Source organism: Nonomuraea sp. NPDC050404, from assembly GCF_040655495.1.
GTDB lineage: Bacteria > Actinomycetota > Actinomycetes > Streptosporangiales > Streptosporangiaceae > Nonomuraea.
Genome location: NZ_JBFAKB010000033.1, coordinates 77,798 through 102,237 on the forward strand (window position 1 = coordinate 77,798; position 24,440 = coordinate 102,237).

Here is a 24,440-nt window from a genome sequence, read left to right on the forward strand (position 1 = left end):
GCGGATCCATGGGCGGGCGCCGTGACGCCCCTGCGAACAACCAAACTGTAGTCGCAGGGGCGGCCGGTCCGGCCAATGGGGGGCTTGCGCCGTACATGGACACGCGAGGGTGGAATGGGAATCGATCGCCGTCTCCACTCGGTTAAGGTCCGGTGTAGGCGTGGGCAGCGCAACCTGCGACGGGCTGCCTTGGGCGGCCTGCCTCGGGCGGGACAGCCACAACCCAATGACAACTAGATTCCGGAGATCGAGCACTTGAGCACCGAACTCGTGCCAGCCCTCGAATGGACCGACCTGGACAAGCAGGCGGTCGATGTCGTTCGAGCCCTGGCGATGGACGCAGTGGAGAAGGCGGGCTCGGGCCACCCCGGCACCGCCATGAGCCTGGCCCCCGCCGCATACCTGCTGTTCCAGCGCGTGATGCGCCACGACCCGACCGACCCGAACTGGCTCGGGCGCGACCGGTTCGTGTTGTCGTGCGGCCACTCCAGCCTGACGCTCTACATCCAGCTCTACCTGTCCGGCTACGGCCTGACGCTGGACGACCTCAAGCGCCTGCGCCAGTGGGACAGCCTGACGCCCGGTCACCCCGAGCACGGCCACACGGCCGGCGTGGAGACCACGACGGGCCCGCTGGGCCAGGGCATCGCCAACGCGGTCGGCATGGCCATGGCGGCCCGCCGCGAGCGCGGCCTGTTCGACCCGGACGCCGCGCCGGGCGCGTCGCCGTTCGACCACAACATCTGGTGCATCGTCAGCGACGGCGACATCGAAGAGGGCATCAGCCACGAGGCCAGTTCGCTGGCCGGCCACCAGAAGCTGGGCAACCTCGTCGTCATCTACGACGACAACCACATCTCCATCGAGCACGACACGCAGATCGCGCTGTCGGAGGACGTGTCCAAGCGCTACGAGGCCTACGGCTGGCACACCCAGGTCGTCGACTGGACCCAGACGGGCGACTACGTCGAGGACGTCCAGGCCCTGTACGACGCGCTGACGGCGGCCAGGGCGGAGACCGACCGCCCCTCGTTCATCCGGCTGCGCACGATCATCGGCTGGCCCGCGCCGAACAAGCAGAACACCGGCGGCGTGCACGGCAGCGCCCTGGGCGAGGCCGAGGTGGCCGCCACCAAGGAAGTGCTGGGCATGGACCCGGCCAAGTCCTTCGACGTGCCGGCGCAGGTGCTGGAGCACGCCCGTGGCGTGGCCAGCCGTGGCCGCGCCGACCACGCCGAGTGGGAGAAGTCCTACGCCGAGTGGCGGCTGGCCAACGACGAGCGCGCCGCCGAGCTCGACCGCATCTCCCGGCGTGCGCTGCCGGCCGGCTGGGCCGAGGCGCTGCCCTCGTTCGAGGTGGGCGGCTCCGTGGCCACCCGCAAGGCCTCCGGCGAGGTGCTCAGCGCGCTCGCGCCAGTGCTGCCCGAGCTGTGGGGCGGCTCGGCCGACCTGGCCGGGTCCAACAACACCACGATGAAGGGCGAGCCGTCCTTCATCCCCGAGGAGTTCCAGACCAAGGACTACTCGGGCAACCGCTACGGCCGCACGCTGCACTTCGGCATCCGCGAGCACGCCATGGGCGCGATTCTCAACGGCATCGCGCTGCACGGCGGCACCCGCCCGTACGGCGGCACGTTCCTGGTCTTCTCCGACTACATGCGTCCGGCGGTGCGCCTGGCCGCGCTGATGAAGCTGCCGGTCACCTACGTCTGGACGCACGACTCGATCGGCCTGGGCGAGGACGGCCCCACCCACCAGCCGATCGAGCACCTGTGGGCGCTGCGCGCGATCCCCGGCCTCGACGTGGTGCGCCCGGCCGACGGCAACGAGACCGTCTACGCGTGGAAGACCGTGCTGGAGCACACCGACCGCCCCGCCGCCCTGGCGCTGACCAGGCAGAACGTGCCGACGTACGAGGGCACCAGCGCCGAGGGCGTGGCCCGCGGCGGCTACGTGCTGCGCGAGGCCTCCGACGGCCTGCCGCAGGTCATCCTGATCGCCACCGGCAGCGAGGTGCAGATCGCGGTGGACGGCCGCGAGTTGCTGGAGGCGCAGGGCATTCCCACGCGGGTGGTCTCGATGCCGTGTGTCGAGTGGTTCAACGGGCAGGATTCCGCATATAAGCAGACGGTTCTGCCCTCGTCGATCAGGGCTCGGGTGGCGGTCGAGGCGGGCATCGCGCTCGGCTGGCACGAGTTCGTCGGCGAGAACGGCGAAGTGGTCGGCCTCGAACACTTCGGTGCCTCCGCGCCGTACAAGACTTTGTACGAGCAGTTCGGCCTGACGGCCGAGCGCGTGGCGGCGGCGGCCAAGGCGAGTCTGGCCAAGCTCGGTCAGGACAAGGGCGAGACGACGGGAAACTGAGTAAGAACATGAGCGAGATCCTCAACAAGCTGTCCGGCCAGGGCGTTGCCATCTGGCTCGACGACATCAGCCGTGAGCGCCTGCGCAGCGGCAACCTCGAACAGCTGATCCGCGAGAAGAACGTCGTCGGGGTGACGTCCAACCCGACGATCTTCGCCGGCGCGCTCAGCAAGGGCGACGCCTACGACGGCCAGCTCCACGACCTGGCCGTGCGCGGCGTGGACGTGGGCGAGGCCGTGCGCGCGATCACCACCTACGACATCCGCTGGGCCTGCGACGTGCTGCGCCCGGTCTACGACGCCAGCGGCGGCGTGGACGGGCGGGTCTCGCTGGAGGTGGACCCGCGTCTGGCCCGCGAGAGCGAGAAGACGGTGGCCGAGGCCCGCGCGCTGTGGTGGAGCGTGGACCGGCCCAACCTGTTCATCAAGATCCCGGCCACCCAGGAGGGCCTGCCCGCGATCACGCAGGCGCTGTCGGAGGGCATCAGCGTCAACGTCACGCTGATCTTCTCGCTGGAGCGCTACCGCGCGGTCATGGACGCCTGGCTGGCCGGCCTGGAGGCCGCGCAGGCCAAGGGCCTCAACCTGGCCACGATCGAGTCGGTGGCCTCGTTCTTCGTCAGCCGCGTCGACACCGAGATCGACAAGCGCCTGGACAAGCTCGGCAAGCCGGAGCTGAAGGGCCAGGCCGGCGTGGCCAACGCGCGCCTGGCGTACGCGGCGTTCGAGGACGTCGTGAACTCCGAGCGCTGGCAGCGCCTGCGCGGCGCGGGCGCCCGCCCGCAGCGCCCGCTGTGGGCCTCGACCGGCGTCAAGAACCCGGAGTACTCCGACACCCTCTACGTCGACCAGCTCGTCGCCCCCGGCACCGTCAACACGATGCCGGAGAAGACGCTCGACGCCACGGCCGACCACGCCAACATCACCGGCGACACCGTGCGCCCCTTCTACGAGCAGGCCTGGAACACCATGGCCGCGCTGAAGGACGCCGGCGTCGACTACGACGACGTGGTGAAGGTCCTTGAGGACGAGGGTGTGGAGAAGTTCGAGGCGTCCTGGAACGAGCTGCTCGAGAGCGTCACCAAGAACCTGGTTCCGTGATGATCGTGTCCTACCGCGAGGAGGGGGTGGCCTCGGCCGCCTCCTCCGTCGCGGGGCGCCTCGTCGCCGACGGCGTGCCCGCGCGGCTCGCCGGCGGCGACCCCACGTTGTGGGGTGAGGACGCCGAAGCGGAGGCGGCGGTCAGGCTCGGCTGGCTGACCCTGCCCCGCTCCTCCCGCGAGCTGCTGCCCGCCCTGGGCGAGCTCGCGGGCCGGGCCCGTGAGGCGGGCCTGACGAACGTGGTGCTGGCCGGGATGGGCGGCTCGTCGCTGGCGGCGGAGGTCATCTGCGCCACCTACGACGTGCCGCTCACCGTGCTCGACACGACCGACCCCGGGCAGGTGCGCCGCGCGCTGACCGACGGCCTGGAGTCCACGATCGTGGTCGTGGCGGGCAAGAGCGGCTCGACCGTGGAGACCGACTGCCACCTGCGCATCTACGAGCGGCTGTTCGCGGACGCGGGCCTGGCGCCCGCCGGCCGCATCGTGGTGGTCACCGACCCCGGCTCGCCGCTGGAGCGGCGGGCCGCCGACGGCGGCCACCACGTGGTGCTCGCGCAGCCCGACGTGGGCGGCCGCTACTCGGCCCTGTCGGCGTTCGGGCTGGTGCCCAGCGCGCTGGCGGGGGTCGAGGTGGCCCGGCTGCTCGACGACGCAGAAGAGGTGCTGCCGCTGCTGTCGCTCGACGCCGGCAACCCCGGGCTCGACCTGGGGGCCGCGCTCGGCGGCGCGGCGCTGGCCGGGCGCGACAAGCTGCTGCTGGAGGACCAGCTGTCCGCCATCACCGGGCTGCCCGACTGGATCGAGCAGCTCATCGCCGAGTCCACCGGCAAGCAGGGCAGGGGAATCCTGCCCGTCGTGTCGGCCGACCCCAACGGGACGGGCGACGAACTGGTCGTGGCGATCGAGTCCGACGACGGCGACGTGCGCGTGGACGGGCCCCTGGGAGCGCAGTTCCTCACCTGGGAGTACGCCACCGCGATCGCCGCGACGCTGCTGGAGGTCGATCCCTTCGACCAGCCGAACGTGACCGAGTCGAAGGAAAACACCGCGGCCCTGCTGGACCTGCCCGACCTGCCGACCGGCGCGCCGGCGTTCGTGGACGGCCCGGTCGAGGTGTACGGCGCGGCCACGGCCAAGGACCTGCCCGGCCTGTTCACCGAGTTGTTGCGCGCCATCCCCGGCGACGGCTACCTGGCGATCATGGCCTACCTGGACCGGCTGGCCGCCTTCGACGCGCCGGTGCCCGACGGGGCCGACTTCGAGCAGATGACCGACGCCTGGATGATGGCCGACCCGGCGACGTTGCGCGCGCTGCTCGCGCTGCGCACCGACCGGCCGGTGACGTTCGGCTGGGGGCCGCGCTTCCTGCACTCCACCGGGCAGTATCACAAGGGCGGGCCCCAGAACGGGGTGTTCCTGCAGATCACCGGCGCGGTGACGGAAGACGTGGCCGTGCCCGGCAGGCCGTACACGCTGGGCCGGCTCCAGCTCGCGCAGGCGCTGGGCGATCTGGGGGCGCTGGAGACCCGCGGGCGTCCGGCCGTACGCCTGCATCTGACCGACCGCGCGGCGGGTGTCGCGCGATTGCTCGCAGCCGCACAGGAGGCTTGAGATGACAGACCCGGCAGATCCGGCAGAGCCGGCAGTGCCCGCGGAGGAGGCCGTCACCGTGGCGGCGGCCGTCGCGGGCACCGCCACCACCGAGGCGGTGGCGGCCGCCAACCCGCTGCGCGACCCGCGCGACAAGCGGCTGCCCCGGGTGGCGGGACCGTGCGTGATGGTGTTGTTCGGCGTGACGGGTGACCTGGCCAAGCGCAAGCTGTTGCCGGCCATTTACGACCTGGGCAACAGGGGGCTGCTGCCGCCCGGTTTCTCGCTGGTCGGGTTCGCCCGGCGGGATTGGAAGGACCAGGATTTCGCCCAGTTGACGTATGACGCGGTCAAGGCGCACGCCAGGACGCCCTTCCGGGAGGAGGTCTGGAAGCAGATCCGCGAGGGCATCCACTTCGTGCCGGGCGAGTTCTCCGACGACGGCGCGTTCGACGCGCTGGCCATGGCTTTGGCAGAGATCGACGAGACCAGGGGCACGGGCGGAAACTACGCTTTCTACCTGTCCGTGCCGCCGAAGTTCTTTCCCACGGTGGTGGAGCAGCTCAAGCGCACGGGGCTGTCCGACGCGCCCGACGGCTCGTGGCGGCGGGTGGTCATCGAGAAGCCGTTCGGGCACGACCTTAAGTCGGCCCACGAGCTGAACGAGATCACCACCTCGGCCTTCCCGGAGAGCTCGATCTTCAGGATCGACCACTACCTGGGCAAGGAGACCGTCCAGAACATCATGGCGCTGCGGTTCGCCAACAACCTCTACGAGCCGATCTGGAACCGCAGCTTCGTCGACCACGTGCAGATCACCATGGCCGAGGACATCGGCATCGGGGGCCGCGCGGGCTACTACGACGGCATCGGCGCGGCCCGCGACGTGATCCAGAACCACCTGCTCCAGCTCCTGGCGCTGGTCGCGATGGAGGACCCGACCTCCTTCGACGCCTCCGCGCTGCGGCGGGAGAAGGAGAAGGTGCTCAAGGCCGTGCGGCTGCCGGCCGACCTGGGGCTGGGCACCGCGCGCGGCCAGTACTCCGCGGGCTGGCAGGGCGGCGAGAAGGTCGTCGGCTACCTGCAGGAGGACGGCATCTCGCAGGAGTCCATCACCGAGACCTACGCCGCCGTCAAGCTGGAGATCGCCAACCGGCGCTGGGCGGGGGTGCCGTTCTACCTGCGTACCGGCAAGCGTCTGGGCCGCCGCGTCACCGAGGTGGCCGTGGTGTTCCAGCGGGCCCCGCACCTGCCCTTCAGCAAGGACGACACCGAGATTCTCGGCCAGAACGCGCTGGTGATCCGGGTCCAGCCGGACGAGGGCATCACCGTGCGGTTCGGCTCGAAGGTGCCCGGCACGGCCATGGAGGTGCGCGACGTCTCCATGGACTTCGCCTACGGGGAGTCGTTCCTGGAGTCCTCGCCCGAGGCGTACGAACGGTTGCTGCTCGACGTGATGATCGGCGACCCGCCGCTCTTCCCGCACCAGCGGGAGGTGGAGCTGTCGTGGAAGATCCTCGACCCGATCGAGGAGTTCTGGGCCACGCAGGGCCAGCCGGGTCCGTACGAGTCGGGTTCGTGGGGGCCGGAGTCGGCCGACGCGATGATGGCCCGCGACGGCCGCGTGTGGAGGAGGCTCTGACATGACGACGTTCATGCTGACGGACACGACGGCCGGGAAGATCGCCGCGCAGTTCACCCACCTGCGCCACCAGATGGGCGCGCCCGCCATCGGCATGGTGCTCACGCTGGTCGTGGTCTGCGAGGAGCGCCACCAGTACGACGCGCTGCGCGCGGCCACCGAGGCGGCCCGCGAGCACCCCTCGCGCATCATCGTGGTGATCAACCGCGAGCCGGAGGAGGCCATCAGGCTCGACGCGGAGCTGCGGATCGGCGAGTCCACGCCGGGTGAGGTGGTGGTGCTGCGCCTGTACGGCGAGCTGACCCAGCACGCCGACTCCGTGGTCAGCCCGCTGCTGCTGCCCGACACCCCGGTCGTGGCGTGGTGGCCGGGCCTGGCCCCCGACGCGCCGTCCAAGGACGCGATCGGGGCGCTGGCGCAGCGGCGCATCACCGACGCCAAGGGCTTCGACGACGGCGGCGTCAAGTCGCTGGTGGTCCGGGCCAAGGGGTACGCCCGCGGCGACACCGACCTGGCCTGGGCCCGCCTGACGCCGTGGCGCAGCCTGCTGGCCGCCGCGTTCGACCAGCAGGTGGGCAAGGTGCGCAAGGGTGTCGTGGAGGCCGCCCCCGGCCATCCGAGCGCGTCGCTGCTGGCCGCCTGGCTGGCCGAGCGCCTCGGGGCTCCGGTCAAGGTCGCCGAGTCCGCCGGCCCCGGCCTGACCGCCGTACGCCTGCAGCTGGGCGACGGCGAACTGGCCGTGGTCAGGACCGACGCCAGGCTCGCCACGCTCTCCCGCCCCGGCCAGCCCGACAGGAACGTGGCCCTGGCCAGGCGGCACACCTCGGAGCTGATGGCCGAGGAGCTGCGCAGGCTCGACTCCGACGAGATCTATGAGGCCGCGGTCAAGCGGTTCGCGAGGACGTACAAGGGATGACGGCAGTTCAAGGGATGGCGACCGTGAGCGTTCCCAGCATCGTCGTGCACCGCGACGCCGACGTCCTGGCCAAGGCCGTGGCGGCGCGGATCATCACCCGGCTGGTCGACGCGCAGTCGGCCAAGGGCTCGGCGTCGATCGTGCTGACGGGCGGCACGGTCGGCATCGCCACGCTGGCGGCCATCGCCGCCACGCCCGCCAGGGACGCGGTGGACTGGCGGCGGCTGGACGTCTGGTGGGGCGACGAACGTTTCGTGCCCACCGGCGACAAGGAGCGCAACGAGACCGGCGCCCGCCAGGCGCTGCTCGACCACGTGGACGTGGACCCCGCGCGGGTGCACGTCATGCGGGGACCCGACTCGGGCATGACGGCCGAGGAGTCGGCCGACGCCTACGCCGCCGAACTCCGCAAGGCCGCCAGGCCCGAGGATCACGGCCCTGTGCCGAACTTCGACGTGCTGCTGCTCGGCATGGGCCCCGACTCGCACGTGGCCTCGTTGTTCCCCGGCATGCCCGCCCTCTACGACACCCGTCCGGTGGTGGCCGTGCACGGCGCCCCGAAGCCGCCGCCGACCCGCATCTCGCTGACGCTGCCCGCCATCCAGGCCGCGCGCGAGGTGTGGGTGGTGGCGGCCGGTGAGGAGAAGTCGGGCGCGGTACGGCTGGCGCTGTCGGACTCGGGGCCCGTACAGGTGCCGGCGGCCGGGGCCAGGGGCCGGGGGCGGACGTTGTTCCTGCTGGATCGCACGGCGGCGAGCAAGATCCCGCCGGGGCTGGGCCGCATGGCCTCGCCGTGAGCTACTGACACGGCGGCGGCTCTCCGGGTTCGTGCCTGGAGGGCCGCCGGTCTCAGCCGGCGCTGACCAGGTCGTCGATCTCTGACAGGAGTGCCTGCTTGCGGTCTTGCGGCAGGTACGATGCCCGCACCCCGTTCCGCGCCAGTTGCGCCAGTTCTTCCTTGCCGAAGCCGAACGCCCGGTGCGCCACCCGGTACTCATCGGCCAGGGTCGTGGCGAACATCGGCGGGTCGTCGCTGTTCAGCGTGACGTACAGGCCCTCCTCCAGCATCCGGGGCAGCGGGTGGTCCTCGATGCGGGTGATCTGGCCCGTGCACAGGTTGGAGGTCGGGCACACGTCCAGCGGGAGCTGGGTCTCGCGCAGGTGGGCCACCAGGCGGGGGTCGGCCAGGGCGTTGATGCCGTGGCCGATGCGCTCGGCGCCGTAGCCCTCGATGACCTCCCAGACCGTCTCCGGGCCGCTCATCTCGCCCCCGTGCGGGACGCTGTGCAGGCCCGCCGCGCGGGCGGCCGAGAACGCCGAGCGGAAGGCGTCGCGGTATTTCGGGCGTTCCTGTTCGATCCCGCCGATGCCGAAACCTACCAACGCGGCGGGAGGTTCCCGCAGGGCGTGCTCCAGGGTCACCTTGGCGGCCTCCTCGCCGAGCTCTCCGGGAATGTCGAAGATGTAGGCCATCTCGATGCCGTAGTCGCTGAGCGAGCGGCTCGCGGCGATGTCCAGGGCCTCGGTGACCTCGCGCATGGGCATGCCGAGCGTGTGGTGGGCGAACGGGGTGACCTGCAGTTCCGCGTATCGGGCGCCCTGGGGCACGAGGTCGCGGGCCAGGCCGAGCACGAGGGTGGCCACGTCCTCGGGGGTGCGTACCAGCGCGTTGACGGCCTGGTACACCCGGGCGAAGTGCGGGAAGTCGGTGAAGGTGTAGAAGCGGCGCAGTTCCTCCTCCGAGGTGGGCACGCCGCTGCCGGGGTGGCGGCGCGACAGTTCCAGCACGGTGGGGACGGAGGCCGAGCCCACGAGGTGAACGTGCAGCTCGACCTTCGGAAGTGCGTCGATGAAGGTGTCGATGGTCGTCATGGCGATGACCATATGGGCGAAATATCGCGGAAAAACAGCCTTCTTGGGGAAATCTCACATCAGATTGTCAGGTTCGGTGGCTGGGTTACGCTGGGGTGCGTGACCAACGCCGAAGCGTACGATCGCGGCTTCGCCCACCTCAGCTCCCACACCGTCGGCCCCCTCCTCGCCACGGCCGGCCGGCTGGGAGCCCCGCGCCTGCTGGACGTGGGCTGCGGCACCGGCGTGGTGACGGCGGCGGCGCTCGCGCTGGGAGCAGAGGTCACCGCCGTGGACGCCGATCCGGCCATGCTGGCGCTGACCGCCCGCCGTCATCCGTACGCGACCATCCGGCACGCCGCGCTCCCCCACCTGCCGTTCGAGGACGCGCAGTTTGACGTTATAGCGGGAAATTTCGTCATTAATCATGTCCCCGACGCCCCGGCGGCGCTGCGTGAGCTGCACCGCCTGCTGCGCCCGGCCGGGACACTGGCCCTGACCTGGTGGAAGGCCGACGAGATGGCGGCCACGAGCGTCTTCACCGAGGCCATCGCCGCCGCCGAGGTGCCCTACGACTTCCCGCCCCGGCCGTTCACCGCCCACGCCACCCCGGCGCGCTTCACCGAACTGCTGGAGGCGGCGGGTTTCCGGGAGGTGGCCGTGGAGCTCGTCAGATGGCGGCACCAGGTGGATCTGGCGGCGTGGTGGACGGACATCGTGCAGGACGGCGGGCCCAGGTACGGCAGGATCGCCGCCCAGCCGCCGGAGGCCGTGGCGCGCATCAGGGCCGAGTATCTCCGGCTCGCGGCGCCGTACGAGCGGGAGGGGTTTCCCGTCTGCGCCTACCTGGCGCGGGCGAGCAGGTGAGAGGCGCCGTCAGTCACGTCGCCGGGGTCCTTGGCCGGCACACGTCCTTCAGTTGCCGGCGAACTGCTGGAATCGTACGCCGGTCAGGTCGGCGGAGACCTCCCACAGCCGCGCGGCGAGCTCCTCCGAGCGGCCAACCTCCGCCGTACGCAGCAGCTTGCCCTTGGGCCCGATGAACTCGCCGCCGCGCACGTCGGGCGAGGTCGCCGCGTAGAGCGAGGGCACCGCTCCCACCGCGGCCGGCTTCAGGAACAGCTTCGTGAGCGGCATGAGCGGTCCCAGCTTGACGATGCCCGTGGCGGCCATGCCCGGATGCACCACCATGCTCTTCAGGTCCATCCCGGCCTCGGCCGCCCGGCGCTGCAGCTCCAGCCCGAACAGCATGTTGGCGAGCTTGGAGCGCGCGTAGGCGGCGATCCGGTTGTAGCGGCGCTCCAGGCCGAGATCATCGAAGTCGATCCTGCCCGCGCTGTAGGCGTCGCTGGAGACGGTCACGACGCGGGCCGCGGGACGGACGGCCAGCAACGGCAGCAGCAGCCCCGTGAGCGCGTAGTGGCCCAGGTGGTTGGTGCCGAACTGCAGCTCGAAGCCGTCCTGGGTGAGCTGCCTGGGGACCATGGCGATGCCGGCGTTGTTGACCAGCAGGTCCAGCTCGGTCACGCCCTCGGCGAACCGCCTGACCGAGTCCAGGTCCGCCAGGTCCAGCCGGCCGTACTCGACCCGCGCGCCCGGCACGGCCCGCAGGATGCTCGCGACCGCCTCCTCACCCTTGCCCGGGTTTCGTGCCGCCACGATGACGTGCGCGCCGTGCCTGGCCAGTTCGAGCGCGGTGGGCAGGCCGATGCCGCTGTTGGCGCCGGTCACGATGGCCGTCTTGCCGGTGAGGTCCGGGATGGAGGCGGGGGTCCAGGATGTCATCGCTGCTCCGTGAATGTACGAAACCGTTTCGTACACCCTAATGATCCAGTACACCCTAATGATCCCGTAAGCCTTAGCGATCCAGCCGCCGGCGGGCCTGCCGCTCCTCCCGTTGCGTCACCTCAAGGCGCTGCCGCGCGTCGTCGAGCCTCTTGCGCGCCTTGGCCAGCTTCTTCTCCAGCCGCGCGACCTTCTCGGCCCGCTCCTCGTGCTCCGCTTTCGCCGTCTCCAGCGCCTGGAGCCACTCCTGGTGCGCCGCCCGGGCCTGCTCTCGTTCCCTGGCCCGCGCGGCCTCGGCCTCCTCGCGCCGCCTGGCCTGCTCTGCCTCGTCCTCGGCGCTCCTCTTCCTCGGGCCCGGCCGCTCGCGCGGGATGGGCGCGGGGGCGAAGCCGCTGTAGTGCAGCGGCTTGACCAGGCGCCCGCGGCGCACCTCCGCGGCCGCCTCGGCGTCCACGACGGCGGCGTCCAGGGTCTGGTCCACCTCCGTCCCCGCGCCGGCCGACAGGCCGCCCGCCTGCCTGGCGAGCCTGCCCGCCGTCCCGGTCACCTCGCCTCTGCGCCGGGTCAGCTCGGCCAGTACGTCGGCGTCCTGTTCCTGCCAGGCCGCCCGCAGCCGCTCCCCCAGGTCCAGGAGCTCGGCCAGCTCGCCGGGATGCTCCCTGGCCAGCCGGTTCACCGCCCAGGCGGACACCGTCGGCCTGCGCAGCTTCGCGATCTCCCGCGAGAGCCGTACGTCGCCCTCGTCCTTGGCCGCACGGGCCTCCGCCGTACGCGCGGCGGTGAACTCGGACGGCGGCAACGCATACAGCCGGTCCGCCACCTCGTCAAGATCCACACAGGACAAATACCCCACATCTGCGGTTCTGTAGCGCATAGTGGAGGCAGCCCCAGCCGAACGGAGGCCCCCCGGTGTTCGAACGCTTCACCGACCGTGCGCGCAGGGTCATCGTCCTCGCCCAGGAGGAGGCGCGGACGATGAACCACAACTACATCGGCACGGAGCACATATTGCTCGGCCTCATCCACGAGGGTGAGGGACTGGCCTCGCTGGTGCTCGACAGTTGCGGAGTGAATCTCGACCAGGTACGCGCCTTCATCGCGCGCGAGGTGGGCAACGGCCCGAAGTCGCCCGGCGGGCACATCCCGTTCACGCCGCGGGCCAAGAAGGTCCTGGAGCTGTCGCTGCGCGAGGCGCTGCAACTGCGGCACAACTACATCGGCACCGAGCACATCCTGCTCGGGCTGATCAGGGAGGGCGAGGGCCTGGCCGCCCAGGCGCTCGCGGACGCGGGTACGGACCTGGCGGACGTGCGCCAGCGCGTGGTGGACCGCGTGGGCCGCGGCTCCAAGGAGCGCCCGCCGGAGATGTTGTTCGGCGGCGGGTCGCTGCTGAACGATCGGCTCACCCAGATCCAGGAGAGCCTCGATCGCATCGAGCGCCACCTGGGCATCAACCGGGCGGATCCTCCCGCCGACCCGCTGCGGGGCGACGACGAGGAGGGCCTGGGCTGAGCCCGGTGCGCTCTGAGCTGAAGTCCGGTGCGCTCTGAGCTGAGGCCCAGTACGTTCCAGGCTGAGGCCGGTGCGCTCCAGGCTGAAGCCGGTTCGCTTCAGGCTGAGGCCAGGGCGCCGACCGGTAGCCGGGCCTCCACCACGCCGGGGTCCTCGGTGTAGGCCAGCGTGGCGCCGAGCGAGATCAGCAGCCTGCGCATCCGGACGTTGTCGGCCAGCATCGTGGCTCTGACCTCGGCGTACCCGAGGTCGCGGGCGGCGCGTACCAGCATCCTGGCCATCGCCGTGCCCAGGCCATGCCCCTGCCAGCGGTCCTCGACCAGGAAGGCCATCTCCGCGATGCCCGGATCGGGGGTGAACATCAGGTTGGCCATCCCCACGACCTGCCCGTCGTGCCCGGCGACCAGCGAGTATCCCCTGCTCCTGTCGCAGAGCCGGTCGAACATGCGCGGCGGCAGCGCGGGCATCGAGGTGAAGTAGCGGAACCTGCGCGACTCGGGCGAGCACCTGTCGTGCAGGTCGCGCACGGCCTCGCGGTAGATCGAGGTGAGGGGCCGCACGGCGACCTCGGCCCCGTCGGCGAGCTTGACCCCGCGCTCGCTCGCGCCGCCCTGCTCGGCGGCGGGCTGCGCGAGCCGGGCGAAGGCCGCCGCCCTGGCCGCCTCGGTCAGCGTGAACGGCAACTCGGCGCGGCGCAGCCGGACCGAGCGCTTGGGCGCGACAGGCACGACGAGCCGGGTCGGGTCGGGGAGATCGCTCACGGCCTCACCATAGACCCAGCGGGCGTCGTCCGCGCGCAGCAGTTCGGCCAGCAGTTCCGGCAGCCGCCACGGCATCGTACGCAGCCTGGAGGCCAGCAGCAGCGCCCTGGTGGGCTCGTCGGTCAGCTCGTGCGCGGTGGCGGGCACCACCTGCACGCGGCGGCCCCCGGCGGCCTCCAGGGCTTCGCGCACGGTCTCGGGGTGGGCGGGGATGTCGGCGACGAACTCGTCCACGGTGCCGTCGGTGTCGGACTGTACGCTCAGGCCGAGGATGTTGCCGCCCCTGGCCGCCAGGGCCGAGGCCAGAGAGGCCAGGCGGCCGGGTCGCTCGTCCACTGTGGTGCGGATGCGCAAGAATCCCATGTGTCCGAGCATGCCCGGCGGCTGTTACGCGCCCGCTAACGACGTGTTTCATTGCGCATTTCGTCGCAAGATGCGCCGACTTATCCCGATATAGCAGGATATGTCGCTATGAGTGCGCGTGTCCCGTTGTCGTCCGGGTTTGTGAACGGCGACGTCTCCTTCTGGTACCGGTCCCTCGGCCTGCCCGCCCCCGGCCCCCGGCTCGACGGTGATCTCCAGGCCGACGTGGCGATCGTCGGCGCCGGCTACACCGGCCTGTGGACCGCGTACTACCTCAAGCGGGCGCGCCCGTCCCTCAACGTGGTGGTGCTGGAGCAGGAGTTCGCCGGGTTCGGCGCGTCGGGGCGCAACGGCGGCTGGCTGACCGGCGACCTGGCGGGCTCGCACGAGCGCTACGGCCAGGGCGCGCGGCGGCTGCAGCGCGTGATGTACGACTCCATCGACGAGGTCATCCAGGTCTGCCGCACCGAGTCGATCGACTGCGACCTGGTCAAGGGCGGCGTGCTGAACGTGGCCCGCACCCCCTCCCAGGCCGTACGGCTGCGCGAGAGCGTGGTCTCAGCCCGCTCCTGGGGCATCGGGGAGGCCGATCTGCGCCTGGTGGACCCCGCGGACCACGTACGGATCTCCGGGGCCCTGGCGGCCTCCTGGAGCCCCCACTGCGCGCGCATCCAGCCGGCCAAGCTGGCTCAGGGGCTGGCCAGGGCCGTACGCGACCTCGGGGTGCCCATCTACGAGCGCACCCCGGTGACCGCGATCGCCCCGCACCGGGCGATCACCCCGTACGGCACGGTGTCGGCGGGTCACGTGATCCGCGCCACCGAGGGCTTCACGGCCCGCCTGCCACACCTGCGCCGGTTGTGGCTCCCGATGAACAGCTCCATGATCGTCACAGAGCCCCTGCCCCCGTCCTTCTGGGAGGAGACGGGCTGGCACGGCGCCGAACTGCTCGGCGACCTGGCCCACTACTACATGTACGCCCAGCGCACCGCCGACGACCGCATCGCCTTCGGCGGGCGGGGGCGACCGTACCTGTACGGCTCGCGCGTCGACGCCCGCGGCCACACCCACGAGTGGACGGTCGAGGCCCTGTGGCGGCTGCTGACCGACTTCTTCCCCGCCGCCCGCTCCTCCTCGATCGCGCACGCCTGGTCCGGCGTGCTCGGGGTGCCGCGTGACTGGTGCTCGGCCGTGCACGTCAACCCCGACACGGGCCTGGGCTGGGCGGGCGGCTACACCGGCCACGGCGTGACCACCACGAACCTGGCCGGCCGCACGCTGCGCGACCTGATACTCGGGGAGGAGACGGAGCTGACCTCGCTGCCCTGGGTGGGCCGCCAGGTGCGGGCCTGGGAGCCGGAGCCGCTGCGGTGGCTGGGCGTGCACGCGATGTACGGCCTGTACCGGGTGGCCGATCACCGTGAGCGTACGAGGCCGCGCACCTCGGCCCTGGCCCGTTTCGCCGACCTGATCACCGGCCACTGACAGGATGTGCGGTTGGCATCCTCCCCCTCCACGAATGGAGGAGGATTCCCACGGTCGCCCGTGAGGGTTCCTGCTTCACCGCCGCTCGCCCGCCCGAGAGGAAATCTCGTTGAGGTCTTACACCAGTTCCACAGGCGTTTCACCTCTCCGCCAGCCCGGCGGCGAGGGTGTTTCTGATCCTTCCCCGCCCGAAGGCGGGGGTTTCCTCGGAGGTATCTGATGAACATCCTTTTCCGAGGTGGCCGCGTGTTCACCCCGAAGGGCGTCCTGGCCGAGGCCGTGCTGGTGCGTGACGGCGTGATCGCCGCCGTGGGCGCGGAGAGGGACCTGGCCGGGCAGGCCACCGAGACGGTGGAGCTCGGCGGGGGTCTGCTCGTGCCCGGTTTCACGGACGCGCACGTGCATCCGATCCAGGCGGGCCTCGAACGCGCGAAGTGCGATTTGTCCGAGGTTTTCGGGCTTGATGCTTATATCGAAAAGATCGCGGACTTCGCTGCGAAAAATCCGGATAAAGAGTGGATCGACGGCGGCGGCTGGGACATGTCGGCATTCCCGGGCGGTCTTCCGCATCGCGAGCAGCTCGATTTCCTCGACCGCCCCGCGTACCTGATCCAGCGCGACCACCACGCCGCCTGGGTCAACTCCCTGGCCCTCGAACGGGCCGGCATCACCGCGGGCACGCCCGACCCCGCCGACGGCCGCATCGAACGCGACGCGGCCGGCGCCCCCACGGGCGTCCTGCACGAGGGCGCGATGGACCTAATCGGCCTGCTCACCCCCCGTCCGACCGCCCAGGACCTCCTGGACGCGCTGGCGGACGCGCAGCGGCACCTGTTCTCCCTGGGCATCACGGGCTGGCAGGACGCCATCGTGGGCTCGTACGCGGGCTCCGACGACCAGTTGCCCACCTACCTGGCGGCGGCCGGCTCGGGGCTGCTGCGGGCGCGCGTGGTGGGCGCCCTGTGGTGGGACCGCACGCGGGGCCTGGACCAGATCGAGGACCTGCTGGCGCGCCGGGCGAGCGCCGAGGGGCTCGACCGTTTCCGCGCCACCTCGGTCAAGATCATGCAGGACGGCATCACCGAGAACTTCACGGCCGCCACGCTGGAGCCGTACTGCCTGTGCGGGGGCACGGGGTTGTCGTACGTGGACCCGGACAAGCTCAGGGAGTACGTCGCCGAGCTGGATCGGCGCGGCTTCCAGGCGCACTTCCACGCCATCGGCGAGCGGGCCGTGCGCGAGGTGCTGGACAGCCTGGCGGGCACGGACCCGGCCAACCGGCACCACATCGCCCACCTCCAGGTCATCGAGCCCTCCGACGTGCCGCGCTTCGCGGCGCTGGGCGTCACGGCCAACCTGCAGCCGCTGTGGGCCACGCACCACGCCCAGATGGACGAGCTGACGCTGCCCTTCCTGGGGGAGCCGCGCTCGTCGTGGCAGTACCCGTTCAAGGATCTGCTCGACCACGGCACCCGCTTCTGCGCGGGCAGCGACTGGCCGGTCTCCAGCGCCGACCCGATGCAGGGCATGCACGTGGCGGTCAACCGCACCGAGCCGGGCGGATCCGTGCACGCCGGCTACCCGACCGCGCAGACCCCGTTCCTGCCCGGTCAGCGCATCGACCTGGCCACGGCCATGACGGCGTACACGGCGGGCTCGGCCTGGGTCAACCGTTCCCCGGCCGGCGCGATCGAGGCGGGCCGCCCGGCCGACCTGGTGGTGCTGGACCGCGACCCGTTCGAGCTGCCCGCGCGGGAGATCTGGACGACGGGCGTGCGGATGACGTTCGTGGACGGTGAACTGGTCCACGAGAAGCCCTGAGCACGAGAAAGGCCCCGGGAGAACCCGGGGCCCTTTCTCTGTTCCTGCTACGCCTGACTACCAGGGGGACTTGTTGTTACGCAGGCGCTCCAGTGCCTCCTCGAGGATCGCCTTGCCGTCCTTGTCGCTCCTGCGCTCCTTCACGTAGGCCAGGTGCGTCTTGTACGGCTCGTTCTTCGGCGGGGCAGGCGGCGCCGCCTCGTCCTGTCCGGCAGGAAGGCCGCAACGCGGGCAGTCCCACGTCTCGGGAACCGCTGCGTCACTGGCGAAGCTGGGGCGCGTCTCGTGCATGTTGGCGCACCAGAACGAGACCCGCACTCTCGGAGCCGCCTCGCCACGCTCGGCCTCCCCCATCGGGCCGGCACCGACTCGGCTGCCACGGATCGCGTTGCCACTACCCACGGATGAACTCCTCGCTCGATCGCCCCGCGTACAGACACGGGGGGAGAATCACTGTCACGCGTTGACTTCTTTGCTCAGGGCCTCATGAGAAGGCCGAGAGCGATGATGCAGACGAACCAGATCGTGCCCGTGATGACGGTCAGCCGGTCGAGGTTGCGCTCCACCACAGAGGAACCACCGAAGTTCGACGAGAAACCGCCGCCGAACATGTCAGACAGGCCACCACCCTTGCCCTTGTGGAGCAGAACGAGCAGGATCATGAGAAGGCTCGCCAGGATGAGGGCGATGGAGATTCCGAGTTCCACGGTATGCCTGTTCCTTCAGTGCTCTGTTACGCGTGACGATTCAAACTTGCCTCTTGAGGGTACGACCTGATGTCAAGTCGCACCCCCAGAACGGCTCAGTTAGCCGGGCATATCGGAGAATCGACAGATCTTCGTGAACTCACCGGCGTCGATGCTGGCCCCTCCGACGAGTGCGCCATCGACATCCGGCTGCGCCATGATCCCCTTGATATTGCCTGACTTGACCGAGCCACCGTAAAGGATACGGACCCCAGAGGCCACTTCGGAGTCATAGAGCTCAGCGAGTCTGTTTCGCAACGCTCCGCACGCCTCCTGCGCGTCCTCCGGGGTGGCCACCTCGCCGGTGCCGATCGCCCACACCGGTTCGTAGGCCACTACTATCGATTTTGCCTGCTCGGCCGTGATTTTGCGCAGCGCCCCGTCGAGTTGGGCGCAAATGTGCGCGATATGTCCGCCCTCTTGACGCACGTGCAGCGCCTCCCCCACGCACAGGATGGGGGTGAGCTCGTGCCGGTAGGCCGCCTGCACCTTGGCGTTGACCCGGTCGTCGTCCTCGCCGTGGTATTGGCGGCGCTCGGAGTGCCCGACCGCCACGTAGGTGCACTTGAGCTTGGCCAGCATCGCGCCCGACACCTCGCCGGTGTAGGCGCCGCCGTCGTGCTGGGACAGGTCCTGGGCGCCGTACACGATCCTGAGCTTGTCGCCGTCGACCAGGGTCTGGACGCTGCGCAGGTCGGTGAACGGAGGCAGGACGGCGACCTCGACCTTGTCGAAGTCCTTGTCGTTGAGCGCGAAGGCCAGTTTCTGGACCAGCGAGATGGCCTCGAAGTGGTTGAGGTTCATCTTCCAGTTACCGGCGACGAGCGGCTTCCTCGTGCTCATGAGTGGCTAGTCCTCCAGGGCCGCGAGTCCGGGGAGGGCCTTGCCCTCAAGGTATTCGAGGCTGGCCCCGCCACCGGTGGAGATGTGCGAAAAGCCGTCCTCGGGGAGCCGCAGCCTGCGTACGGCCGCCGCGGAGTCTCCGCCGCCCACCACGGTGAACGCGTCGGAGGAGATCAGGGCCTCGGCCACCGCCCTGGTGCCGCCGGAGAACGCGTCGAACTCGAACACGCCCATCGGCCCGTTCCAGAAGACGGTCTTGGCGTCGGCCAGCTTGGCGGCGAACAGCTCGCGGGTCTTCGGCCCGATGTCGAGCCCTTCCCGGTCGGCCGGGATGGCCGTGGCCTCGACCACGTCGTGCTCGGCGTCGGCGCCGAAGCTCACCGCGGCCAGCACGTCCACCGGCAGCACGAGCTCCACGCCGCGCTGGGCCGCCTCGTTGAGGAAGCCGCGCACCTGGTCGAGCTGGTCCGCCTGCAGCAGCGAGTTGCCGACCTCGTGGCCCTGAGCCTTGAGGAAGGTGTACGCCATGCCGCCGCCGATCAGCAGCCGGTCGACCTTGGTCAGCAGGTTGGCGATGACGCCGAGCTTGTCGGAGACCTTGGCGCCGCCCAGCACCACCACGTAGGGCCGCTCGGTGTCCTCGGTCAGCTTCTTCAGCACGCCGACCTCGGCCTCGACGAGCCCGCCCGCGGCGTGCGGGAGCAGCTTGGGCACGTCGTAGACGCTGGCGTGCTTGCGGTGCACCGCGCCGAAGCCGTCGCCGACGTACAGCTCGGCCAGCCCCGCCAGCTTCGCCGCGAACTCGCCGCGCGCGGCGTCGTCCTTGGACTCCTCGCCCGGCTCGTAGCGCAGATTCTCCAGCAGGGCCACCTGGCCGTCCTGGAGGGCCTGCACCGTGCTCGTCGCGCTGTCGCCGACCACGTCGGTGGCGAAGGCCACGTCCTGGCCGAGCAGCTCGCCGAGCCGCACCGCCACGGGCTTGAGCGAGAACTCGGGCTTGACCTGGCCCTTGGGCCTGCCCAGGTGGGCGCAGACGACGACCTTCGCGCCCCGCTCCACCAGGGCCTTGATCGTCGGCACCGACGCGCGGATGCGGCCGTCGTCGGTGATCGTCTCCCCGTCGAGGGGGACGTTGAGGTCGGTGCGCACGAGCACGCGCCGCCCCTTCACGTCGAGATCGTCGAGCGTGCGCATGCTCATGCTCCTGTTCCAGCGGGGCCGCGCGCCCGGCGCGGGCCCCCTTGCGTGCGCCCCGGAGGCACGCCTGTGTGCGTGCGCACCGGAGATGCGCCCTTGCGCGTGCGCGCCGAGGGCGCACTCCTTCTTGTACGCGCCGGCGGCCTTGTACGCACCGGCGGCCTTGTACGCACCGTCGGCGCGCCCTTTGGCGTGCACACCGGTGGCGCGCCCCTTCGCGTGCGGCCCGGCATCAGAGGTCGCGGCCCACCAGTTCGATCAGGTCGGCGATGCGGTTGGAGTAGCCCCACTCGTTGTCGTACCAGCCGACGACCTTGACCTGGTTGCCGATGACCTTGGTCAGACCGGCGTCGAAGATGCAGGAGGCCGGGTCGGTGACGATGTCGGAGGAGACGATCTCGTCCTCGGTGTAGCTGATGATGCCCTTGAGCGGGCCCTCGGCGGCGGCCTTCACCGCGGCGTTGACCTCTTCGACGGTGACGTCACGGCTGACGTCGACGGTCAGGTCGGTGGCCGAGCCGGTGGGGATCGGCACGCGCATGGCGAAGCCGTCGAGCTTGCCCTTGAGCTCGGGCAGGACCAGGCCGATGGCCTTGGCGGCGCCGGTGGAGGTGGGCACCACGTTGAGCGCGGCGGCGCGGGCGCGGCGCAGGTCCTTGTGCGGGCCGTCCTGCAGGTTCTGGTCCTGCGTGTAGGCGTGGATGGTGGTCATCAGACCCTTCTCGATGGTGAAGGAGTCATGCAGGACCTTGGCCATCGGCGCCAGGCAGTTGGTGGTGCAGGAGGCGTTGGAGATGATCGTGTGCCTGGCCGGGTCGTAGTCGCCGTCGTTGACGCCGAGGACCACGGTGACGTCCTCGTTCTTCGCCGGGGCGGAGATGATGACCTTCTTCGCGCCGTTCTCGGCGTGCACCTTGGCCTTGTTGGCGTCGGTGAACAGGCCCGTGGACTCCAGCACGACGTCAACGCCGAGGTCGCCCCAGGGCAGCTTGCCCGGGTCGCGCTCCTCGAAGACCTTGATCGCCTTGCCATCGACGGTGATCTCGTCGCTCGTGGCCTTCACCTCGTACGGCAGGCGGCCCAGGATGCTGTCGTACTTCAGCAGGTGAGCGAGCGTCGCGTTGTCGGTCAGGTCGTTGACCGCGACGATCTCGATGTCCTTGCCGCTGGCGGCGACAGCGCGCCAGAAGTTGCGACCGATGCGGCCGAAGCCGTTGACGCCTACGCGGATGCTCACGGGAACCGATCTCCTCGAACAGATGGCGGGCTGAAACCTCAAGCACGAACCCTATCGGACCTAAATTGGTTTAGACCACTGCAGGTCCCGGCCTGTGAATCGTCGTTCTTGCGACACGTTTTGCGAGGTTCGAGTAAAGTGCCCGACTCGTCGGAGTAAATTCGTGCATTCTCTGGGGGCTGAGATGACACATAAGCGGTCCGGCCTGCTATCCGGGCTCGTCATAGGGCTGCCGGCGGCACTCGTCGGCACGGCCGCGCTGGGGGCGGCCGTCCTGTTCGAGGAGAGCCTGCCGGAGGCCGTCATGTCGTCGGGCGGCGGGCTTTCCGTCCTGCTGGGCCTGTCGGTGCTGATCGCCCTGCTGGTGGCGCTCGCGATCGGCGCCGTGCGCCCGCGCAGCCTCCTCCTGCCGCCGATCGCCGCGCTCTACGCGGGCGGCGCCGTGGTGGCCGGGCAGATCGCGGGCACTGCCGTCCTGGTCGGCGCCAAGCGGAATACGCCCTCCGCCGAACCCGGCCCCGCCGTCGTGGGCGACATCACCCCGGCCAACTTCAACACCGGCCTGCAGGACGCGCTGACGCCCTACCGGGACCCGCTGGCGCTGGCGTGGCCGGACTGGGCGGGCGTCGCCGTGGCGGCCGTGGCCGCCCTCGCCCTGGTCACCTTCCGGGTCGTACGCGTACGCCGCACCCAGCGCATCCAGGAGGCCGCCGAGGAGCCGAAGGAGACCCGGGAACCGGAATACCGGGCCCCCTTCGAACCCGCCCAGCAACCCACCCCAAAACCAACGGCCGACCTGTTCACCCCCTGCAAACCGGCCAAGGACTGACCCACGCACCCCCCGGCCACCCATTCAGACCTTTCACGGCACCGCACTCACACGAGGCTCACACGAGCGCCGCCCACGGGCCACGCGCATGCGACGCGGAGGGCCGCCGCCCATCTGGCCGCCGTGGGAGGAGCGGGTCGACCACGACCACGGCTCACAGAGCGCGCGTCACGGCGGCGCGCCACCTCCACCGGAGGAGCGTCTCCCTGGACGGGGCCCGGCCCCGTGCGGCGGGTGGGTCCTCCCGCGCGGAGCCGTAAAGGATGGATGTCGTCCCCCGCGGCCGTAAAGGACGGATGTCATCCCGCGCGGCCGTAAAAAGATCGCGGCCGTAAAACGATCACGGGGCGAGCATGTCCACGGTGAGGTTGGCCTCGGTGTTGGGGATTCCCAGGTCGGAGGCCCGCTTGTCCGCCATGGCCAGCAGTCGCCGTATCCGCCCCGCGATCGCGTCCTTGGTCAGCGGCGGATCGGCGATCTGCCCCAGTTCCTCCAGAGACGCCTGCTTGTGCTCCACCCGCAGCCGCCCCGCCACCACCAGATGCTCCGGCGCCTCGTCACCAAGGATCTCCAGCGCCCGCTGCACCCGCGCCCCCGCCGCCACCGCGGCCCGCGCCGACCGCCGCAGGTTGGCGTCGTCGAAGTTGGCCAGCCGGTTGGCGGTGGCCCGCACCTCGCGGCGCATCCGCCGCTCCTCCCAGGCCAGCACGCTGTCGTGCGCCCCGAGCCGGGTGAGCAGCGCGCTGATCGCGTCGCCGTCGCGCACCACGACCCGGTCCACGCCGCGCACCTCGCGCGCCTTGGCGTGGATCTTCAGCCGCCGCGCCGAGCCCACCAGCGCCAGCGCCGCCTCCGGCCCCGGGCACGTGACCTCCAGCGACATGGAGCGCCCCGGCTCGGTCAGCGACCCGTGCGCCAGGAACGCCCCCCGCCAGGCCGCCTCGGCGTCGCAGGACGCGCCCGCCACCACCTGGCGGGGCAGCCCCCGCACCGGGCGGCCGTGGTTGTCGATGAGTCCCGTCTGGCGGGCCAGCGCCTCCCCGTCGCGGTAGACGCGCACGACGTAGCGCGAACCCTTGCGCAGCCCGGCGGGCGCGAGCACGAGCACCTCCGCCTTGTGCCCGAACACCTCTCCGATGTCTTTGATCAGCCGCCGCGCGGTGGCGTTGGTGTCGAGTTCGGCCTCGATCACGATCCGCCCACCCACCAGGTGCAGGCCGCTGGCGAACCGCAGCAGCGTCGAAACCTCCGCCTTTCGGCAGCACGGCTTGAGCACCGGCAGGCGGCTCAGTTCGTCTTTCACCACACCTGTCATCGCCATGCGTACGTCCTCTCCCCCATTCAGACCGGCTCTCTTGAGTCTCTCGCACCTTCGCGCAACGCCGACCAGGATCAACGCTTCTGGAGGAAAATCTCGTCCAGGACGGAGGCAAGACGTCGTGGGTCATGCCTGGGGGAGCCGTCCGCGGCCGCCACGTCGGCCATGACGAGCCGCGCGCCGAGCGCCGCCGCGGCCTTCTCCAGCGCGTCGGGATCGTCCACGACGCCGCGGTCGGCCAGTACGACGTCGATCGACAGATCGGGGGCGTGCTGCCTGAGCACCTCCAGATGTTGCTGGGAGGAGAAGTCGTCGGTCTCGCCCGGCTGGGGCGCCAGGTTGAGCGTGACGAGCCGCTTGGCCCTGGTGGCGTGCAGCGCCCTGGCCAGTTCGGGCACCTTGAGGTGCGGAAGCACGCTGGTGAACCACGATCCGGGCCCGAACACCACCCAGTCGGCCTCCAGGATCGCCGTCACCGCCTCGGGTCTGGCGGGCGGGTCCTCTGGCACCAGGGAGATCGCCTGTACGCGGCCGGGGGTCAGGGCGCACGCCACCTGCCCGCGTACGGTCGAGACGACGCCGTCGAGCTCCACCTCGGCCACGATGTCGAGCGGCACCGAGGCCATCGGCAACACGCGGCCGTGCGCGCCCAGCAGCCGGCCGACCCAGTCGAGCCCGGCCACGGGGTCGCCGAGCAGTTCCCACAGCGCGACGATCAGCAGGTTGCCGACGGCGTGCCCGTGCAGTTCGCCCTCGCTGCGGAAGCGGTGCTGGACGACCTCACTCCAGGTGCTGCCCCACTCGTCGTCGCCGCACAGCGCGGCCAGCGCCATGCGCAGGTCACCGGGCGGCAACACGCCCAGCTCCCGGCGCAGGCGACCACTGGACCCGCCGTCGTCGGCGACGGTGACCACGGCGGTCAACCGGTCGGTGACCATCCGTAATGCCGACAGGGACGCGTACAGCCCATGCCCGCCACCCAGCGCCACCACCGACGGCCCGGCCACACCACCTGCCTCGTCACAGACGACCACACCGGGCAATTCCCCGGCACCGGAGGCTGACCTGCCCAACTCAT

21 protein-coding genes and 1 pseudogene are annotated in these 24,440 nt (G+C 70.7%); 11 read left to right on the top strand and 11 right to left on the bottom strand.

Annotation, left to right across the window (positions count from 1 at the left end; genetic code table 11):
• The first annotated feature begins 255 nt into the window (after positions 1–255).
• From tkt to pgl, 6 genes are read left to right on the top strand one after another with little or no spacing between them, the layout of a single operon-like run.
• Complete coding sequence (gene tkt / locus AB0I81_RS53400) at positions 256–2,364, top strand: transketolase (protein ID WP_360675887.1); 2,109 nt, start codon at positions 256–258, stop codon at positions 2,362–2,364.
• Between the two features lie 8 nt (positions 2,365–2,372).
• Entirely contained in the window at positions 2,373–3,464 is a 1,092-nt protein-coding gene (gene tal / locus AB0I81_RS53405) for a transaldolase (RefSeq protein WP_360675890.1), read from the top strand.
• Complete coding sequence (locus AB0I81_RS53410) at positions 3,464–5,077, top strand: glucose-6-phosphate isomerase (protein ID WP_360676016.1); 1,614 nt, start codon at positions 3,464–3,466, stop codon at positions 5,075–5,077. Before tal ends, AB0I81_RS53410 begins: the two co-directional genes overlap by 1 nt.
• 1 nt (position 5,078) lies before the next feature.
• Positions 5,079–6,698 carry a glucose-6-phosphate dehydrogenase gene (gene zwf / locus AB0I81_RS53415; RefSeq protein ID WP_360675892.1) on the top strand — a complete coding sequence of 540 codons (1,620 nt, stop codon included), beginning with the start codon at positions 5,079–5,081 and terminating at the stop codon, positions 6,696–6,698.
• Position 6,699: 1 nt separating this feature from the next.
• The gene (locus AB0I81_RS53420) at positions 6,700–7,614 is read left to right on the top strand and encodes a glucose-6-phosphate dehydrogenase assembly protein OpcA (protein ID WP_360675895.1); all 915 of its coding nucleotides are present in this window, start codon (positions 6,700–6,702) and stop codon (positions 7,612–7,614) included.
• 23 nt (positions 7,615–7,637) lie between these two features.
• Positions 7,638–8,411 carry a 6-phosphogluconolactonase gene (pgl, locus tag AB0I81_RS53425; RefSeq protein ID WP_360675898.1) on the top strand — a complete coding sequence of 258 codons (774 nt, stop codon included), beginning with the start codon at positions 7,638–7,640 and terminating at the stop codon, positions 8,409–8,411.
• 52 nt (positions 8,412–8,463) lie between these two features.
• Here pgl and add read toward each other — a convergent pair whose 3' ends face one another.
• Entirely contained in the window at positions 8,464–9,486 is a 1,023-nt protein-coding gene (add, locus tag AB0I81_RS53430) for an adenosine deaminase (protein WP_360675901.1), read from the bottom strand.
• 99 nt (positions 9,487–9,585) lie between these two features.
• Here add and AB0I81_RS53435 point away from each other — a divergent pair, with 99 nt between their 5' ends.
• Positions 9,586–10,332: a methyltransferase domain-containing protein gene (locus AB0I81_RS53435; protein WP_360675903.1), complete on the top strand. Its 747-nt coding sequence runs from the start codon at positions 9,586–9,588 to the stop codon at positions 10,330–10,332.
• Between the two features lie 48 nt (positions 10,333–10,380).
• Here AB0I81_RS53435 and AB0I81_RS53440 read toward each other — a convergent pair whose 3' ends face one another.
• Together AB0I81_RS53440 and AB0I81_RS53445 are read right to left on the bottom strand one after the other, a co-directional pair.
• Complete coding sequence (locus AB0I81_RS53440) at positions 10,381–11,250, bottom strand: oxidoreductase (protein WP_360675906.1); 870 nt, start codon at positions 11,248–11,250, stop codon at positions 10,381–10,383.
• A 73-nt stretch (positions 11,251–11,323) separates the two neighbouring features.
• Positions 11,324–12,085, bottom strand: a complete 762-nt coding sequence (locus tag AB0I81_RS53445) for a hypothetical protein (RefSeq protein WP_360675909.1) — start codon at positions 12,083–12,085, stop codon at positions 11,324–11,326.
• Between the two features lie 74 nt (positions 12,086–12,159).
• Here AB0I81_RS53445 and AB0I81_RS53450 point away from each other — a divergent pair.
• A pseudogene (locus AB0I81_RS53450) lies at positions 12,160–12,576 on the top strand (Clp protease N-terminal domain-containing protein); the annotation flags it as partial.
• Between the two features lie 284 nt (positions 12,577–12,860).
• Here AB0I81_RS53450 and AB0I81_RS53455 read toward each other — a convergent pair.
• The gene (locus tag AB0I81_RS53455; RefSeq protein ID WP_360675911.1) at positions 12,861–13,886 is read right to left on the bottom strand and encodes a GNAT family N-acetyltransferase; all 1,026 of its coding nucleotides are present in this window, start codon (positions 13,884–13,886) and stop codon (positions 12,861–12,863) included.
• Between the two features lie 108 nt (positions 13,887–13,994).
• On the opposite strand from AB0I81_RS53455, the gene AB0I81_RS53460 reads away from it, so the two are divergent.
• The gene (locus AB0I81_RS53460) at positions 13,995–15,371 is read left to right on the top strand and encodes an FAD-dependent oxidoreductase (RefSeq protein ID WP_360675914.1); all 1,377 of its coding nucleotides are present in this window, start codon (positions 13,995–13,997) and stop codon (positions 15,369–15,371) included.
• Between the two features lie 246 nt (positions 15,372–15,617).
• Positions 15,618–17,192, top strand: coding sequence for an amidohydrolase (locus AB0I81_RS53465; RefSeq protein ID WP_360675917.1), 1,575 nt, complete (start codon positions 15,618–15,620; stop codon positions 17,190–17,192).
• Between the two features lie 57 nt (positions 17,193–17,249).
• On the opposite strand, the gene AB0I81_RS53470 is transcribed toward AB0I81_RS53465, so the two are convergent.
• The 5 genes from AB0I81_RS53470 to gap all read right to left on the bottom strand — a co-directional run bounded on the left by AB0I81_RS53470 (position 17,250) and on the right by gap (position 21,215).
• Positions 17,250–17,594, bottom strand: coding sequence for an RNA polymerase-binding protein RbpA (locus tag AB0I81_RS53470; RefSeq protein WP_148433012.1), 345 nt, complete (start codon positions 17,592–17,594; stop codon positions 17,250–17,252).
• Between the two features lie 74 nt (positions 17,595–17,668).
• Positions 17,669–17,899 carry a preprotein translocase subunit SecG gene (gene secG / locus AB0I81_RS53475; RefSeq protein ID WP_185103359.1) on the bottom strand — a complete coding sequence of 77 codons (231 nt, stop codon included), beginning with the start codon at positions 17,897–17,899 and terminating at the stop codon, positions 17,669–17,671.
• Between the two features lie 99 nt (positions 17,900–17,998).
• On the bottom strand, positions 17,999–18,781 hold the full coding sequence (gene tpiA / locus AB0I81_RS53480) for a triose-phosphate isomerase (protein ID WP_360675921.1): 783 nt from the start codon (positions 18,779–18,781) through the stop codon (positions 17,999–18,001).
• A gap of 6 nt (positions 18,782–18,787) precedes the next feature.
• Positions 18,788–19,975, bottom strand: coding sequence for a phosphoglycerate kinase (locus AB0I81_RS53485; RefSeq protein ID WP_360676019.1), 1,188 nt, complete (start codon positions 19,973–19,975; stop codon positions 18,788–18,790).
• A gap of 235 nt (positions 19,976–20,210) precedes the next feature.
• On the bottom strand, positions 20,211–21,215 hold the full coding sequence (gene gap / locus AB0I81_RS53490) for a type I glyceraldehyde-3-phosphate dehydrogenase (protein WP_360675924.1): 1,005 nt from the start codon (positions 21,213–21,215) through the stop codon (positions 20,211–20,213).
• 184 nt (positions 21,216–21,399) lie between these two features.
• Between gap and AB0I81_RS53495 the strand changes: the two genes are divergently transcribed.
• Complete coding sequence (locus AB0I81_RS53495; RefSeq protein ID WP_360675926.1) at positions 21,400–22,044, top strand: hypothetical protein; 645 nt, start codon at positions 21,400–21,402, stop codon at positions 22,042–22,044.
• Positions 22,045–22,384: 340 nt separating this feature from the next.
• Here the strand turns inward: AB0I81_RS53495 and whiA are convergent, their stop codons facing one another.
• Both whiA and yvcK read right to left on the bottom strand, forming a co-directional pair.
• A complete protein-coding gene (gene whiA / locus AB0I81_RS53500; protein WP_043628190.1) occupies positions 22,385–23,365 on the bottom strand; it encodes a DNA-binding protein WhiA in 981 nt (326 codons plus the stop codon).
• 71 nt (positions 23,366–23,436) lie between these two features.
• A complete protein-coding gene (yvcK, locus tag AB0I81_RS53505; protein ID WP_360676023.1) occupies positions 23,437–24,354 on the bottom strand; it encodes a uridine diphosphate-N-acetylglucosamine-binding protein YvcK in 918 nt (305 codons plus the stop codon).
• Positions 24,355–24,440 lie beyond the last annotated feature (86 nt).